The following is a 13,763-nucleotide window of genomic DNA, read 5'->3' as shown; positions in this document are numbered from 1 at the left end:
TGTTGTTTCAGACCACATCCAACCCTGATAAATAGCCCCCGGCGTAATGCACCCTGAAAATACACTCACCCCAAACCACGGAGTTAAACGGATGAGTGATTTTCATCACGGCGTGCAGGTCGTCGAAATCAACGACGGCACGCGCGTCATTTCCACAGTATCAACCGCGATTATCGGCATGGTCTGTACGGCCAGCGATGCAGACGCGGCAACCTTCCCCCTCAATGAGCCGGTGCTTATAACCGGTGTGCAAAGCGCGATTGGCAAAGCCGGTAAAAAAGGCACGCTGTCTGCCGCACTCCAGGCTATCGCCGATCAGTCAAAACCCGTTGTCGTCGTTGTACGCGTTGCAGAAGGCGCGGGCGATGATGAAGAGGAGGCTTTCGCGCAGACGGTTTCCAATATCATCGGCACCACCGACGAAAACGGCAAATACACCGGGCTTAAGGCACTGCTGACCGCCGAAGCGGTGACGGGCGTTAAGCCGCGCATTCTCGGCGTGCCGGGGCTGGATAATCAGGCCGTGGCTACGGCGCTGGTTTCAGTCTGTCAGAAGTTGCGCGCGTTCGGCTATGTCAGCGCGTGGGAGTGTAAAACCGTCTCTGACGCCATCAATTACCGTGAGAATTTCAGCGCCCGCGAACTGATGGTGATCTGGCCGGATTTTCTCGCCTGGGATACGGCGAAGAACGCCAGCGCCACGGCTTATGCGACAGCGCGCGCGCTGGGGCTGCGTGCCCGAATCGACCAGGAGCAGGGCTGGCATAAAACGCTGTCAAACGTGGGCGTCAACGGCGTCACCGGGATCAGCGCGTCGGTGTTCTGGGATTTGCAGGAAACCGGCACCGATGCCGACCTGCTCAACGAAGCGGGTGTCACCACGCTCATTCGTAAAGATGGTTTTCGCTTCTGGGGTAACCGCTCCTGCTCTGATGATCCGCTGTTCCTGTTTGAGAACTACACCCGCACCGCTCAGGTGCTGGCCGACACGATGGCCGCCGCGCATATGTGGGCGGTGGATAGGCCCGTCACGGCAACGCTTATCCGCGATATCGTGGACGGTATCAACGCCAAATTCCGCGAGCTGAAAACGGCGGGTTATATCGTTGATGCGACGTGCTGGTTTGACGAAGAAGCCAACGACGCGGAAACCCTGAAAGCCGGGAAGCTGTTTATTGACTACGACTACACCCCGGTTCCCCCGCTCGAAAACCTGACCCTGCGCCAGCGCATCACCGATAAATATCTGGTGACGCTGGTTTCCTCGGTCAACAGCAATTAAGAGGCCCGACTAAATGGCAATGCCGCGCAAACTTAAGTTAATGAACGTCTTCCTGAACGGCTACAGCTATCAGGGGGTTGCGAAATCGATCACCCTGCCGAAGCTGACCCGCAAGCTGGAGAATTATCGCGGCGCGGGGATGAACGGTGCCGCAACGATTGATCTGGGCCTTGATGATGATGCCCTGTCGATGGAGTGGTCACTCGGTGGCTTCCCTGACTCCGTGATCTGGGAGCTGTACGGCGCAACGGGTGCCGATGCGGTGCCGATTCGCTTTGCGGGATCCTACCAGCGCGACGATACCGGCGACACGGTGGCCGTAGAGGTGGTGGTTCGTGGCCGTCAGAAGGAAATCGACACCGGCGAAGGCAAGCAGGGTGAAGATACCGAATCGAAAATCTCGGTTTCCTGCACCTATTACAAGCTCACCATCGACGGTAAAGAGCTGGTTGAAATCGACACCATCAACATGATCGAGAAGGTGAACGGCGTTGACCGGCTGGAGCAGCACCGCCGCAATATCGGCCTGTAATTTATCAGCCGGTCAGGAAACTGGCCGGTTAACCCGGAATTAATAAAGCGAGAATGTCATGAGCAAAGAAAACGTTGTTACCCTGGAAAATCCTGTTAAGCGTGGCGAGCAGATTTTTGAACAAATCACCGTCATGAAACCCACCGCCGGAACACTGCGCGGCGTCAGTCTGGCAGCGGTGGCAAACTCCGAAGTGGACGCGCTGATCAAAGTGCTGCCGCGCATGACCGCGCCAATGCTCACCGAGCAGGAAGTCGCCGCGCTGGAATTACCCGACCTTGTGGCGCTTGCCGGTCAGGTGGTGGGTTTTTTGTCACCGAGTTCGGCGCAGTAGACTTCCCGAAAAACATGTCGGTCGATGACCTGATGGCGGATATCGCAGTGATTTTCCACTGGCCGCCATCAGAGCTATACCCCATGAGCCTGACTGAGCTAATCACATGGCGCGAAAAAGCGCTCCAGCGAAGCGGAAACACCAATGAGTGACAACGTTAAATTACAGGTATTACTCAAAGCTGTTGATCAGGTATCACGGCCCTTTAAGGCGGTGCAGGAGGCAAGCCGCACCCTGTCAGGTGAAATCCGCGAATCACAAAACCAGCTCAAAGACCTTAATGCGCAGGCCCGTCAGATAGAGGGCTTCCGTAAGGTCAGCGCGCAAATGGCCGTTACCGGCCACTCACTCGACGAAGCCAAAGCGAAAACGGCTGCGCTGGCACAGGCGATGCGTAATACCGCGAACCCGACGCGGGCGCAGGTCAAAGAGCTGGAGAATGCCCGGCGCAGTACAGCGGAACTGCAAACGAAATTTGACAGTCTGCGCATGGCCGTGCAGCGCCAGCGTACATCCCTGCAAGAGTCAGGTATTGATACGCGGAATTTATCTGCCGCTGAACGTCAGTTACGCAGCAATATCGCCCAGACCACCACAGCCATGGAGCGCCAGCGTGCAGCTCTGGCACGCGTAAGCCAGCAACAGGAAAAGCTCAACGCGGTGAGTGAGCGTTACGAGCGGGGCCGGGCGATGGTTGCCGGTGCGCGCAATACCAGCGCCGCCGCGCTCGGGCTGGGTACGGCGGGATTATATGCGGGCAGCGCATTAATGGCACCGGCAGTGCACGCTGAGAAAAGCGGCGCGCTGATTGCCGCGCGCCAGGGGGAAGACAGTGCCAGCGGCAAAGAATACGCGGGCGTGATCAAGAGCATTAACGCCTCGGGTGTCAGTAGTGATCTTGAACAAATCACAGAAGCCGTGTCAGCGGTACGCAGCACCCTGGGCGCAATGGGTGATGTGGGCGAGGCTGAGTTAGATCGCATCAGTCGTAAAGCGCTGGATATGCAAACGGCTTTCGGCAGCGAAGCCGCTGAGAGTATCCAGATTGCGGGCATCATGATGAAGAACGGGCTGGCAAAAAACAGCGATGAAGCGCTCGATCTCATCGTGTCCGGGATGCAGCGCGTGTCCGCGCAGATGCGCGGGGAGATGCCGGAAATTCTTCATGAATACTCGACCCATTTTCGTAACCTCGGCTTTACCGGGGCGGAAGCCATGTCGTTGCTTGTCGATATGTCGAAGCAGGGTAAATTTGCCCTGGATAAAACCGGCGATGCTATCAAGGAGTTTTCGATCCGTGGTTCGGACATGTCTAAAAACAGCGTGGCGGCTTATAAGCAAATTGGCCTGGACGCGGAGAAAATGTCTCAGGCGATTGCCACCGGCGGCGAAAAAGCGCGTGTGGCGATGCAGAAAACCGCGCGCGGCCTGTTGTCGATTAAAGACCCGGCTGAACGCGCCAATGCTGCTATAGCGCTGTTTGGTACGCCCATTGAAGATTTATCTATCGATCAGATCCCCAAATTTCTCGGCGCGCTGGCCGGAGCAAAGAACCGGCTCGGTGACGTCAGTGGTGCAGCGGAGAAAATGGGTGACACGCTGCGCGATAATCTGGCCGGAGATGTGGCGAAGCTGGATGGTGCCTTTGCAGGGCTGCGCCTGACAGTATTTTCCAGCATGACCGACAAACTGAGAGCACTCACCCAGACGGCAAACAAATGGCTCGACAGGCTCAACGTGTGGGTGAAAGCAAATCCTGAACTGGTATCAAAAATTGTACTGGTGGCCGGTGCTGTGACGGGATTTATTGCCGTCCTGGGCGGCCTTGGCCTGGTGTTGTGGCCGGTAATGGCGGGGGTTAATGCCCTGATTGCGGGGGCGGGGTTTTTAGCTGCCGGATTTAGCATTGCCGGGACGATAATTGCATCCTCTGTCGGGGCGATCATCTGGCCTGTTATCGCCGTCGGTGCGGCCATTGTCGCCGCCGCTTTACTTATCCGTAAATACTGGGAACCGATCAGCGCTTTCTTCAGTGGTGTGGTGGAGGGGTTGCGGGCCGCGTTCGGGCCGGTGGCCGAAATCTTTACGCCGCTTAAGCCGATGTTCGACACCCTGGGCGGATATCTGCAAAAGGTCTGGCAGTGGTTTAATGATCTGATTGCACCCGTTAAGTCTACTCAGGACACCCTCGACAGTTGCCGCAATGCAGGTGTGACCTTTGGTAAGGGGCTCGCTGATGCACTTAATTTGCCGCTTAAGACGTTTAACAAGCTGCGGGAAGGCATTGACTGGGTGCTGGAAAAGCTCGGGATCATTAACAAGCAATCGGGCGACCTTGACCAGAAGGCCGCAAAAGCCGAAGCCGCGAAGAATAAAAGCTACGTTCAGCCCACCGGTGCTTATACAGGTTATCTGCCGTATCAGTCGGCACCTGTGGCGGGGGCGGGTACGGGGTCAGCTATTACCCAGGGCCATGCATCCTATGCGCCCGTGACCGCAGCCGCCGGTCGCTCTTATGTCGATCAAAGCAAAAATGAGTATCACATTACTCTACAGGGGGGCGCTGCGCCTGGGACGTCACTTGACCGCCAGTTACAGGACGCGCTTGAAAAACACGAGAGCGACAAACGCGCCCGCGCGCGCGCCAGCATGTTGTATGACTGATGAGGTAATTAACCGATGATGCTCGCACTCGGAATGTTTGTTTTTATGCGTCAGACGCTGCCTTACCAGAATATCCAGCGGGATACGAATTACCGCTGGCCGTCAAACAGCCGCGTCGGTCTGCGTGACACTTTCCAGTTTCTTGGCCCCGGCGAGGAAACCGTCACGCTTTCCGGCGTGCTCTACCCGGAGCTGACGGGCGGAAAGCTGACGATGACCACGTTAAGGCTGATGGCCGATGAGGGGCGGGCGTGGCCGCTGATTGACGGCACCGGCACGATCTACGGCATGTTTATCATCAACAACGTCAGTGAAACCGGGAGCCTTTTATTTTCCGACGGCACGCCGCGCCGGACTGACTTCACGCTGAAACTGACCCGTGTTGATGAATCACTGGCCGCGCTTTATGGCGATATCGGGAAACAGGCCGAATCGCTGATCGGCAAAGCAGGCGATCTGGCCGGGAAATACACCGGATTATTAGGGGGCTGATAATGCTGGATGCGCTGACAAATGCGGCGGGCGGCGTCATGACGCCTGATTTTTTGCTGGAGCTTAACAGCCGGGATATTACCGGCAATATCAGCGCCCGGTTGTTGAGTCTGACGCTCACGGATAACCGGGGGTTTGAGGCTGACCAGCTCGATATTGAACTGGATGATGCCGACGGGCTGGTCGCGCTACCCATTCGCGGCGCTGTGCTCACGCTTTACCTCGGCTGGAAAGGTTTTGCGTTGGTCGGTAAAGGCAGTTATACCGTTGATGAAGTCGAGCACCGGGGTGCGCCGGATACCGTCACCATTCGCGCCCGCAGCGCTGACTTTCGTGGAACGCTCAACTCACGTCGTGAAGGTTCATTTCACGACACCACGCTCGGTAAAATCGTTGAGACTATCGCAGCGAGGAACAAACTGGCCGCAGGCGTCGCGCCGGAGCTGGGCGCGATTAAAATCCCGCACATCGATCAATCGCAGGAATCGGACATCAAATTTTTGACGCGCCTTGCGGAGCGCAACGGCGGCGAGGTGTCTGTGAAGATGGGGAAATTGCTGTTTCTGAAAGCGGGCAAAGGCGTGAACGCCAGCGGCAAGCCGCTACCGCAAATCACTATTGCCCGCAGCGACGGGGATCGGCACAGCTTCGCCATTGCTGACCGTGGCGCTTACACCGGCGTAACGGCGAAATGGCTGCATACCAAAGACCCGAAGCCGCAAAAGGAAAAGGTTAAGCTCAAGCGCAAACCTAAAACGCATAAGACTGACGGCGATAAACATCCGAAAGCCAAACCGGTGAAAGTGCCGGAAGCGCGGGAGGGCGAGTATATGGCCGGGGAAGCGGATAATGTTTTTGCACTGACAACCATCTATTCAACAAAAGCCCAGGCGATGCGTGCAGCGCAGGTTAAGTGGGATAAATTGCAGCGCGGCGTTGCTGAGTTCTCAATCAGCCTCGCCACTGGCCGGGCTGATATTTACCCGGAAATGCCGGTGAGGGTTACGGGCTTTAAGAAGATTATTGATGACCAGGCATGGACTATCACCAAGGTGACGCACTCGCTGAGTAACAATGGCTATACGACGGCGCTGGAGCTGGAGGTAAGGATTTCCGATGTTGAATATGAAACGGAAAGCGAAGCCGAATAAATCATCAATTAAGAGATTTATTTATTCTCAAAAGTGAAGCGAAACGGTAAGATTAATCTCATACGCGATGATAAAGGGTGGCACTATGTTTCACTGTCCTAAATGTAAGCAAGCGGCGCACGCCAGAACCAGTCGTTATGTGACGGAAAACACCAAAGAGCGTTACCATCAGTGCACCAACATCAATTGCAGTTGCACCTTCGTAACGATGGAATCTGTGCAACGTTTAATTGTGACGCCAGGCAAAGTTAATTTTGCGCCACCTCACCCAAGCCCAGCCGGGCAACAGCAAATGTGGCTTTAACTTAGACCCCGCAAAGCGGGGTTTTTTATTGAATATCGTCGGATAGAAAAAAAACCTGCTGCCATTTTGCTGCCAATCGCTTTAAATGAAATAAAAAAAGCACCCGTTAAGGTGCTATAAATACATGATTCCACTCGTAAAATTTGGTGGCCCCTGCTGGGTTTGAACCAGCGACCAAGCGATTATGAGAACCATATCGGACAACGTAAAAACAATAACTTATAGTAAAATCAGCAACATAAAAAATCAATATTAACCAGTATTACGCAATATCCTTAAGTTACTGCGACACTTTTGCGACACTAAAAAGATTTGAGAGCGTGGTAAGGAATCAGTCGCTCAATTCGAGTTCTTTCTAAACCTTTGTGTAATCTAGCTTCAAACAATATATATAGGCAAAGCTCGTTTAACCATAATTTTTCACGGTTTAGTATATTATGGGCTGCACCTCTATAACGAGAATTCAAAATCATCCCTACTTTATTCCAGCAATCCACTGGAAGCATAAGCCAATGTAAAAGGAAGTCTTTAGGAGGTATGCTCTTTAAAATATCTATGTTAGAAAATTTACCTGGTACAGAACCATTACCCAACAATAACATTTTAAAATTTTCAAGATCACTATCTAGTGCGTCCAATATTTCTTGAGTGTAAGTTGGGTATTTATTTCTTTTACTAATATCTCTACTATACTTTAGGTGATTAGTTATCTTGTCGATATACAGTTGGTAAGAATCACTTATCCAGTATGAAATTGAATGTGAGCGCTCGTAGATATCATTTTCATAAGGATCAAAATACAGTGAGTTTGGCGGGAGTAAGTCTTTTTCTAGTAACTTATCAATATAAGTTATTTGAAATTCATATAGTTCATCAAAAGTTTGATTAATTTCTTTTTGCTCTGAAAGATAGTAAGACATACAGAAACTATGCATCATTTCGCCGATATGTACGATTTTAAAGTTCTTGAAATCTTCAAACATTTCAGAAATGGCTGAGTTTATAATGTTACTGTCTAGATAGTCAAAGTTGATTATTGTTAAACAAGGTGGGTTTCTATGTTGTTGCACAAAATAATGGGATGAGTTTAATGAGTTCAAAATATTAATTTTCGGGTAATATCCTGTTCCTATTATATTTGCAAGCAGTTCGCTATCTAAAATTCCATTCCTGATTTCAGTTTCATCATATTTTTTATAAAATTCTCTCCTTTTTTTAAAGATGGCCTCAAATTCAGGGTTTTCAACTTTATCTGGTTGAGCGAAAATTGCATATTGTAAGTAATCTTCCGGGATACTTTCTATATCACTAATGGAGATATTTCCAGACCTGTGCTCTATATTTACAATGCAAAATAGAGTAAACAAGGATTTCATTGCTAATGTGTTCTTTAAGTGGACCGGTTCGAGGCAGCGAAGCAGTCTGTCACAATCATTTATTACATACTTTAATATCCTTAGTGATTTGCAATTTGTTTTTTTAAAGGTATTAATTATCAGTGGTTTTATCTCTCTGTAATTATTTAACCTGAAGTTGCTTTTAAAGAATGTATTGGCTGCCTCATCGATTTGAGGAACAATTTGAATTGTATGTCCAATTATCTTTTCTTTTGTAGTAATAAAGTCATTGTGAGTTTTTTTATCATGCGCCAATATTATTACCTTACATTGGTGATGCTCAATATACTGATTTATTACCCCCAGTATCTCTTTGTTGTTCATAGGGCAACGCTCTAAATCATCAAAGATTATTATTTTACTACGGTCAACAGTTTGTTTTATTAATGGACTGATAATACTTCCAGCCAATGCGCCAGCTCCAAAGGTAACTCCATTAAGTTCGCTAGTCATATCTTTCGTTAAATCGAGCATTTTTTTAGCGAAACTTTTACCAGGGAACATTTTAGCAAATACAGTACCATAAACCTCTTGTGAGTCACTAATTCCAAAAAGACTAACATGGCACTGTAACTCTAATGGTATAGCATTCAAAATTTGATGCGTTTTACCCGATCCCCACTCCCCGGTGATCAATACAGCAAATCCCGGTGCATCTAAATTTATATAATAATCTAAGTAAGCTTGCAAATTATCTTGACTCATAATATGCCTCTTAAATGTGTAATGCTAAAGGATTAAACTTAATTGCTTCTTCTAAATGATTAGGTGCGAAATGTGCATAACGCATTGTCATCTTAATATCTGTGTGCCCTAGTATTCTCTGTAAAACAAGAATATTTCCTCCGTTCATCATAAAGTGAGATGCGAAGGTGTGCCTCAATACGTGTGTTAGCTGTCCGGCTGGTAATTCAATTCCAGCTCTTTCCAAAGCTGATCTAAAGGCGTAATAACATGGGCTAAATAGAGCACCATTTTTCTTCGGAAGTTCGGCTATGATTTCTGGGGCCAATGGGATGGTACGGTTGCGCTTTCCTTTAGTTTTTATAAACGTGATTTTACCTGGTGTGATCTGGCTGCGTCTCAGGCTTTCAGCCTCCCCCCATCTTGCGCCAGTTGACAGGCAAATCCTTACTATCATTTCCAAATCTTTTGCAGAACTGAGACGGCATTCTTCTAACAGCCTATCAATCTGATCTCCTGTCAGATAGGCCATTTCGCTTTCGTCGGTTCTGAACTGGCGGACGTTTTCTAAGGGGTTTGGCGCGTCCCATTCCCCAAGCCGTTTCAACTCATTAAAAACAGCCAGGAAATAAGCGTGCTCCAGATTCATAGTGCGTGGCGAAACCTTAGCAACACGCTTAGTACGGGCAAAATGACCATCAAGCCGTTTAGCTCTGTAAGCGGTGAATAACTGGGCTGTGAATTCTGTAGCCAAAGGCGAGCCCATGCACTCATAAGCCCAGAGCATAGAGCTTTTACGTTTTTCGCCGTCACGCAAAGTTATACCGTGGCGATCAAACCAAAGGTGTATGAGGTCTGAAAGGTGGCGTTTGTCTTTGCCTTGTCCAAGCCAGGGCGCGTCCTCTACTTTTTGGAGGGTGTAGTTTTCAAATGCTAAAGCCTCGCCTCTGGTTGCAAACTTTTTGCGTATACGCTTGCCCTGTTTCCCATCACTACGGTTGACCGTATAAAAGTCTGCAACCCACTGACCACTACTGATTTTTCTAACAGTCATATTAAATAATTGTCAGGACTACGCGCCCGATCACGCTTATGTCATCAATACCACAATCAAAGGCCATGCCTACGCCACTTACGCGAAACTTTTTGATTGGAATTCTTGTGAGGGTGCGAATGCTAGTTTTCCCCTCAATTTCGACAAGCCACTGGCCGTCAAAAACTTCTGCAAATTTCATATCAACTAAATATTGGGCCTGTTCGTCAATGATCATGACGGGACGAGCTGGTTCTTGCTTTGGCGGCAGCATCATTGCTTTATCTAACATGATGTAGCCTGCGTCAAAAAGCTGTCCATCAATTAGTTTTTTACGAAGTATTGTCATGACGTCCAGCGTCTGATCGTCATACTTTCGTCCTTTACCTGTAGCAAGCCATTCTAAGTTGACGCCCGTTTCAGCTACGCATTTAACCACTATGTCAGCTGGAAAACCGCCCCGCCTGTACCTGCCAGCAAGACTGCTAGATGCAATGCCTAAGTGCTCAGCCAGCATGAGTTTTTGGCTAAAACCGTAAGCCTCTAAAACCCTATTGAGTATAGGAGCGCTGTCTGTATCCATGTTGAATTCAAATTTGCTCATTTAAAGCCCTGATAACGACCGACAATGTTGCATAAAGCTAATTGATGTTGACAATTAGTTTTTTGAAACATAAAGTGCGCTTGTAGTTAGTTAAATGGATATTGGTTAATAAATGCGGATATTGGCGTATCCCTAACCCGAGGAGTTTGCATTATGCGTCCTAACATTACAATCATCATCCCTGAGCCATATTTGCCATTGGACGAGTATTGCCGTCGCACTGGCATGTCAAAAAGTACCGCTAATAATCTGATTTCATACGGAAAATTACCAATCAAGCCTAAAGGAGCACAAACAAAAGGGCTTGTTGAAGTCAATATGGCAGCCTTAACCGTAATGGCTTTAAGCGATTGTAACGTCTCGCTTAATGCGTAATCCAGGCTAGCAATTAGGAAGACGCTAATCATGTACGATTACAAAGTTTCCGACCGTAATCACCTCGACAATGCCTGCCGCGCTTTTGCTCAGTCTCATAATGTTGAAGCACTGGCGCGGGCGGTGGGGATGCGCCCAGCAACCCTGCGCTGCAAGTTAAATCCCGATCAGCCTCATCAGCTCACTGTGTTGGAGTTGCTCGCTATTACGGATCATACGGAAGACGCCCGCATTCTTGACGGCCTGCTTCGGCAGATTAACTGTCAGCCCTCCGTACCTGTAAACAATGCCCGGCCTGAAAATATGCAGTTTTGTGCGCTAACCGCTGCGGCGAACGTTGGCGTGTTAGCCGGTGAAGCGGTTTCAACGGAACGGATGACGGCAGCACGTCGTAATCAAATCCTGGACCGCGCAAGTGATGCAATTCGTAGCCTCTCGCTGATCGTCCATTCCGTTGAGGCCCGCTTTCAGTCTGTGCCTGTGCTTGCTGCTGCCGTCGATATCGTGACGACAAATGCCGCTGGCCTGATGTGAGGTGATCCATGAAGCCTTTTGTGACCTATCTCAAGCGCCAGTCGCCCCCGCAACAATTAACCAGCTTTGGTAATGGCTGGTTAGAACTGCAAAACGGGCAGCGCTGGAATCCCGGCATGATCCATAAATTTAACGCGCATGAGCCTGTCCAGTTTAAGGGCGGAAATGTTCTGCGTTTTCTGTCAACAAAAGCCCGCAACCTCACCGGCATGATAGGGGGTCGTAATGGCAACTAACCAGGAGTGGCTTAAACGTATACGCCGCCAAATCAATTCAAAGCACAGTGAGGCTGCAAATTACTGGGACTCGCTTAATGAAGAGTGGCGGGGCGTTGTGCTTCATGCCGCGTCAATCGCTGGCACTGAGTCTTTTAAGCCACACCTCGCAAAATGTGACTGGCGCGAGCTTTACCAGCGCCTTGATTGCAGGGGCATGTCGCAGTTACGCACCGGCATTCAGAAGGCCCGCAATGTGTTTGACGGGTTCGGATCTCTTAGCCGCGATGACTTCACCCGCAGGACAGCAGACCGCCCGGCTAAAGCAGTTGTCCCGGCCAGAAACAGCCAGCAAATGGTTATAGCCCCGCATATCGTTCAGGCGCTGGCTGCGCGTGAACAACTGAGAAACCAGCAGGAAAAGCAGTCATGACAATTATTTCCGTTAGTAAAGACAATCTCACCAATGAGCTGGAAGCATGGCGTGTGCCGATGAATTATGCGGTGATCTTTCTGCGTAAAAACACGGACAAAGGCGGGCGTGTCCTGCTTCATCCGTTTTTCTTTAACGACACTGATCACATGACCAGCCCGCGCCACTGGCTTGCTGCCAATGCTGCGTTGTGGTGTGCCGCTTACCGCGAAGCCGAAACCCGCGAAAGCCAGATTGAAGCGCTGGCGAGTATTCGCGCCATGTTTTACGCCGCTGGCGCACTGGGCCAGGGCGAAATCACAACGTTGATCCAAAACTGGTGGCGCAATACGTTCGAATTACACCAGGTGCCAGCCCCTAATTACTCGGCTGCCTGCCCGCAAAACCTGCGCCTTAACTAATTAACCTCTGAATTTTCAGGCCACGCATAACGTGGCCGGGGATTCTTTTGCCCTGGAGATACCAAAATGCAAACGACACGCATGTTTTTACCGAAAACTAATGCGGGTACTGACCTGCTGCTCATGCTGAATCAGGCCACGCAGGAAGGAAAAGCCGCTGCCGCCGATCTGTGCTCCGCCCGCCTTGATAAGCTGGCTACCCATGCCGCTAATGCTGGCCTGTCTGCTGCCGAAATTGTGGAACTGATCCGCGAGGAAGCCGCAGCCATTGAAAGCAAGGGCGGTGCAGCATGGCAATAAAAACGCCGCTTAAATGGGTCGGAAGTAAAGCCCGTCTCATGCCGCGCCTGCGTCCTCATCTGCCGGAAGGTAAGCGCTTGGTTGAGCCGTTCGCCGGTTCATGCGCCGTCATGATGAATACAGAGTATGAAGAATACCTGATTGCTGACGTTAATCCCGATCTGATTAACCTTTATCAGCAGATTAAAGAAAAGCCAGAGGCGGTGATTCATCACCTCGGCAATATGTTTTTGTTGAAAAACACAAAGGCGGGTTATCTCAATGCCCGCGAGATTTTCAATGCGGGGCAGCTTTATCCGCTTGAGCGTGCCGTGTTTTTCCTCTTTTTAAATCGTCATTGCTTTAATGGCCTTTGCCGTTACAACCGTAACGGGCTTTTCAACGTGCCTTATGGCAAATATGTAAACCCCTATTTCCCGGTAACAGAAATTAGAGCGTTTGCTCAAAAAGCACAGCGGGCAACATTTGTCACCGCTGGCTATATGCAAACACTGGCAATGGTGCGGGCGGGGGATGTGGTTTATTGCGATCCGCCGTACCTGACTGAATCCTCAAATTTCACCGCTTACCATGGCGGCGGCTTTACACACCTCGATCACGGCAAGCTGGCACGTAAGCTCAGGAAGCTGGCGGGCGAGGGCGTGAGCGTGATCGCCTCAAACAGCGATATTGATACCGTGCATCTGCTTTACGCTGGTTTTGATTTAGTCCGTATCAATGCCCCGCGTAGCGTTGGTGCAGCAGCTACCAGCCAGAAAACGGCCGCAGAGCTGATCATCAAAGCGCCTGCCGGTGAAGGTAAGGCGGTAGTGAATGTTTGATGCAGTTACGATGGTGATCTATCTCACCGGCTGCGTGGCGGCGTTTTTCTATTTCACTGCCGAAGTTGCGGAAGAAGAAGGGAAAGCTGATAGCGCTGATTTAATTATTGTCCTCGTATGTGCATTCTTCTGGCCCGCGCTGCTTTCTTTTTTTGGGCTTGGGATGCTTTGCGATGCGTGGATCAGGTGGGTAAATCGTGCCTGATT

At 50.2% G+C, this 13,763-nt stretch carries 19 protein-coding genes; 16 read left to right on the top strand and 3 right to left on the bottom strand.

The window, feature by feature from the left end; translation table 11 throughout:
• The first annotated feature begins 91 nt into the window (after window positions 1-91).
• The 8 genes from BM373_RS16165 to BM373_RS16130 all read left to right on the top strand — a co-directional run bounded on the left by BM373_RS16165 (window position 92) and on the right by BM373_RS16130 (window position 6,759).
• On the top strand, window positions 92-1,282 hold the full coding sequence (locus BM373_RS16165) for a phage tail sheath protein (RefSeq protein ID WP_090463517.1): 1,191 nt from the start codon (window positions 92-94) through the stop codon (window positions 1,280-1,282).
• Between the two features lie 13 nt (window positions 1,283-1,295).
• Entirely contained in the window at window positions 1,296-1,814 is a 519-nt protein-coding gene (locus BM373_RS16160; protein WP_090463514.1) for a phage major tail tube protein, read from the top strand.
• 58 nt (window positions 1,815-1,872) lie between these two features.
• Complete coding sequence (locus tag BM373_RS16155) at window positions 1,873-2,148, top strand: phage tail assembly protein (RefSeq protein ID WP_090463511.1); 276 nt, start codon at window positions 1,873-1,875, stop codon at window positions 2,146-2,148.
• A gap of 32 nt (window positions 2,149-2,180) precedes the next feature.
• The gene (locus BM373_RS16150) at window positions 2,181-2,300 is read left to right on the top strand and encodes a GpE family phage tail protein (RefSeq protein WP_166714745.1); all 120 of its coding nucleotides are present in this window, start codon (window positions 2,181-2,183) and stop codon (window positions 2,298-2,300) included.
• On the top strand, window positions 2,293-4,812 hold the full coding sequence (locus BM373_RS16145) for a phage tail tape measure protein (RefSeq protein ID WP_090463506.1): 2,520 nt from the start codon (window positions 2,293-2,295) through the stop codon (window positions 4,810-4,812). The genes BM373_RS16150 and BM373_RS16145 overlap by 8 nt, the downstream gene beginning before the upstream one ends.
• A 15-nt stretch (window positions 4,813-4,827) precedes the next feature.
• Window positions 4,828-5,304 carry a phage tail protein gene (locus BM373_RS16140; protein WP_090463503.1) on the top strand — a complete coding sequence of 159 codons (477 nt, stop codon included), beginning with the start codon at window positions 4,828-4,830 and terminating at the stop codon, window positions 5,302-5,304.
• Between the two features lie 2 nt (window positions 5,305-5,306).
• Window positions 5,307-6,455: a phage late control D family protein gene (locus BM373_RS16135; protein WP_090463500.1), complete on the top strand. Its 1,149-nt coding sequence runs from the start codon at window positions 5,307-5,309 to the stop codon at window positions 6,453-6,455.
• A gap of 85 nt (window positions 6,456-6,540) precedes the next feature.
• The gene (locus BM373_RS16130) at window positions 6,541-6,759 is read left to right on the top strand and encodes a DNA-binding transcriptional regulator (RefSeq protein WP_090463497.1); all 219 of its coding nucleotides are present in this window, start codon (window positions 6,541-6,543) and stop codon (window positions 6,757-6,759) included.
• 302 nt (window positions 6,760-7,061) lie between these two features.
• On the opposite strand, the gene BM373_RS16125 is transcribed toward BM373_RS16130, so the two are convergent.
• Genes BM373_RS16125 through BM373_RS16115 form a run of 3 tightly spaced genes read right to left on the bottom strand, consistent with a single transcriptional unit; the run spans window position 7,062 to window position 10,477 of the window.
• The gene (locus BM373_RS16125; protein ID WP_090463494.1) at window positions 7,062-8,861 is read right to left on the bottom strand and encodes a P-loop NTPase fold protein; all 1,800 of its coding nucleotides are present in this window, start codon (window positions 8,859-8,861) and stop codon (window positions 7,062-7,064) included.
• Window positions 8,862-8,871: 10 nt separating this feature from the next.
• Complete coding sequence (locus tag BM373_RS16120) at window positions 8,872-9,894, bottom strand: phage integrase (protein WP_090463491.1); 1,023 nt, start codon at window positions 9,892-9,894, stop codon at window positions 8,872-8,874.
• 1 nt (window position 9,895) lies between these two features.
• Window positions 9,896-10,477 carry a phage repressor protein CI gene (locus BM373_RS16115; RefSeq protein WP_090463488.1) on the bottom strand — a complete coding sequence of 194 codons (582 nt, stop codon included), beginning with the start codon at window positions 10,475-10,477 and terminating at the stop codon, window positions 9,896-9,898.
• Between the two features lie 153 nt (window positions 10,478-10,630).
• Here BM373_RS16115 and BM373_RS16110 point away from each other — a divergent pair, with 153 nt between their 5' ends.
• The 8 genes from BM373_RS16110 (at window position 10,631) to BM373_RS16075 (ending at window position 13,761) form a co-directional block, all read left to right on the top strand.
• Window positions 10,631-10,852 carry a helix-turn-helix transcriptional regulator gene (locus BM373_RS16110; protein WP_090463485.1) on the top strand — a complete coding sequence of 74 codons (222 nt, stop codon included), beginning with the start codon at window positions 10,631-10,633 and terminating at the stop codon, window positions 10,850-10,852.
• Window positions 10,853-10,882: 30 nt separating this feature from the next.
• The gene (locus BM373_RS16105; protein ID WP_090463482.1) at window positions 10,883-11,386 is read left to right on the top strand and encodes a phage regulatory CII family protein; all 504 of its coding nucleotides are present in this window, start codon (window positions 10,883-10,885) and stop codon (window positions 11,384-11,386) included.
• 20 nt (window positions 11,387-11,406) lie between these two features.
• Window positions 11,407-11,622, top strand: a complete 216-nt coding sequence (locus BM373_RS16100) for a phage filamentation protein Fil family protein (RefSeq protein WP_371261133.1) — start codon at window positions 11,407-11,409, stop codon at window positions 11,620-11,622.
• 196 nt (window positions 11,623-11,818) lie between these two features.
• A complete protein-coding gene (locus tag BM373_RS22000; RefSeq protein ID WP_371261132.1) occupies window positions 11,819-12,034 on the top strand; it encodes a hypothetical protein in 216 nt (71 codons plus the stop codon).
• Complete coding sequence (locus BM373_RS16090) at window positions 12,031-12,435, top strand: hypothetical protein (protein WP_090463474.1); 405 nt, start codon at window positions 12,031-12,033, stop codon at window positions 12,433-12,435. Before BM373_RS22000 ends, BM373_RS16090 begins: the two co-directional genes overlap by 4 nt.
• A 66-nt stretch (window positions 12,436-12,501) precedes the next feature.
• The gene (locus BM373_RS16085; protein WP_090463471.1) at window positions 12,502-12,735 is read left to right on the top strand and encodes a DUF2732 family protein; all 234 of its coding nucleotides are present in this window, start codon (window positions 12,502-12,504) and stop codon (window positions 12,733-12,735) included.
• The gene (locus tag BM373_RS16080; protein WP_090463468.1) at window positions 12,726-13,556 is read left to right on the top strand and encodes a DNA adenine methylase; all 831 of its coding nucleotides are present in this window, start codon (window positions 12,726-12,728) and stop codon (window positions 13,554-13,556) included. Before BM373_RS16085 ends, BM373_RS16080 begins: the two co-directional genes overlap by 10 nt.
• Window positions 13,549-13,761 (top strand): hypothetical protein, encoded by a 213-nt coding sequence (locus BM373_RS16075; RefSeq protein WP_090463465.1) that lies wholly within the window; start codon window positions 13,549-13,551, stop codon window positions 13,759-13,761. Before BM373_RS16080 ends, BM373_RS16075 begins: the two co-directional genes overlap by 8 nt.
• The last annotated feature ends 2 nt before the right edge of the window (window positions 13,762-13,763 follow it).

It is taken from the genome of Enterobacter sp. kpr-6 (assembly GCF_900116015.1).
Classification (GTDB): domain Bacteria; phylum Pseudomonadota; class Gammaproteobacteria; order Enterobacterales; family Enterobacteriaceae; genus Enterobacter_D.
This window is presented reverse-complemented; position numbering and strand designations above follow the sequence as displayed.

Excerpts from the sequence above, each read along its gene's own strand:
- BM373_RS16085 (WP_090463471.1), top strand. The coding sequence starts at position 12,502 with ATGCAAACGACACGCATGTTTTTACCGAAAACTAATGCGGGTACTGAC.
- BM373_RS16110 (WP_090463485.1), top strand. The coding sequence starts at position 10,631 with ATGCGTCCTAACATTACAATCATCATCCCTGAGCCATATTTGCCATTG.
- BM373_RS16120 (WP_090463491.1), bottom strand. The coding sequence starts at position 9,894 with ATGACTGTTAGAAAAATCAGTAGTGGTCAGTGGGTTGCAGACTTTTAT.
- BM373_RS16115 (WP_090463488.1), bottom strand. The coding sequence starts at position 10,477 with ATGAGCAAATTTGAATTCAACATGGATACAGACAGCGCTCCTATACTC.
- BM373_RS16155 (WP_090463511.1), top strand. The coding sequence starts at position 1,873 with ATGAGCAAAGAAAACGTTGTTACCCTGGAAAATCCTGTTAAGCGTGGC.
- BM373_RS16150 (WP_166714745.1), top strand. The coding sequence starts at position 2,181 with ATGGCGGATATCGCAGTGATTTTCCACTGGCCGCCATCAGAGCTATAC.
- BM373_RS16130 (WP_090463497.1), top strand. The coding sequence starts at position 6,541 with ATGTTTCACTGTCCTAAATGTAAGCAAGCGGCGCACGCCAGAACCAGT.
- BM373_RS16165 (WP_090463517.1), top strand. The coding sequence starts at position 92 with ATGAGTGATTTTCATCACGGCGTGCAGGTCGTCGAAATCAACGACGGC.
- BM373_RS16140 (WP_090463503.1), top strand. The coding sequence starts at position 4,828 with ATGATGCTCGCACTCGGAATGTTTGTTTTTATGCGTCAGACGCTGCCT.
- BM373_RS16105 (WP_090463482.1), top strand. The coding sequence starts at position 10,883 with ATGTACGATTACAAAGTTTCCGACCGTAATCACCTCGACAATGCCTGC.
- BM373_RS16090 (WP_090463474.1), top strand. The coding sequence starts at position 12,031 with ATGACAATTATTTCCGTTAGTAAAGACAATCTCACCAATGAGCTGGAA.
- BM373_RS16125 (WP_090463494.1), bottom strand. The coding sequence starts at position 8,861 with ATGAGTCAAGATAATTTGCAAGCTTACTTAGATTATTATATAAATTTA.
- BM373_RS16080 (WP_090463468.1), top strand. The coding sequence starts at position 12,726 with ATGGCAATAAAAACGCCGCTTAAATGGGTCGGAAGTAAAGCCCGTCTC.
- BM373_RS16135 (WP_090463500.1), top strand. The coding sequence starts at position 5,307 with ATGCTGGATGCGCTGACAAATGCGGCGGGCGGCGTCATGACGCCTGAT.
- BM373_RS16145 (WP_090463506.1), top strand. The coding sequence starts at position 2,293 with ATGAGTGACAACGTTAAATTACAGGTATTACTCAAAGCTGTTGATCAG.
- BM373_RS16075 (WP_090463465.1), top strand. The coding sequence starts at position 13,549 with ATGTTTGATGCAGTTACGATGGTGATCTATCTCACCGGCTGCGTGGCG.
- BM373_RS22000 (WP_371261132.1), top strand. The coding sequence starts at position 11,819 with ATGTCGCAGTTACGCACCGGCATTCAGAAGGCCCGCAATGTGTTTGAC.
- BM373_RS16160 (WP_090463514.1), top strand. The coding sequence starts at position 1,296 with ATGGCAATGCCGCGCAAACTTAAGTTAATGAACGTCTTCCTGAACGGC.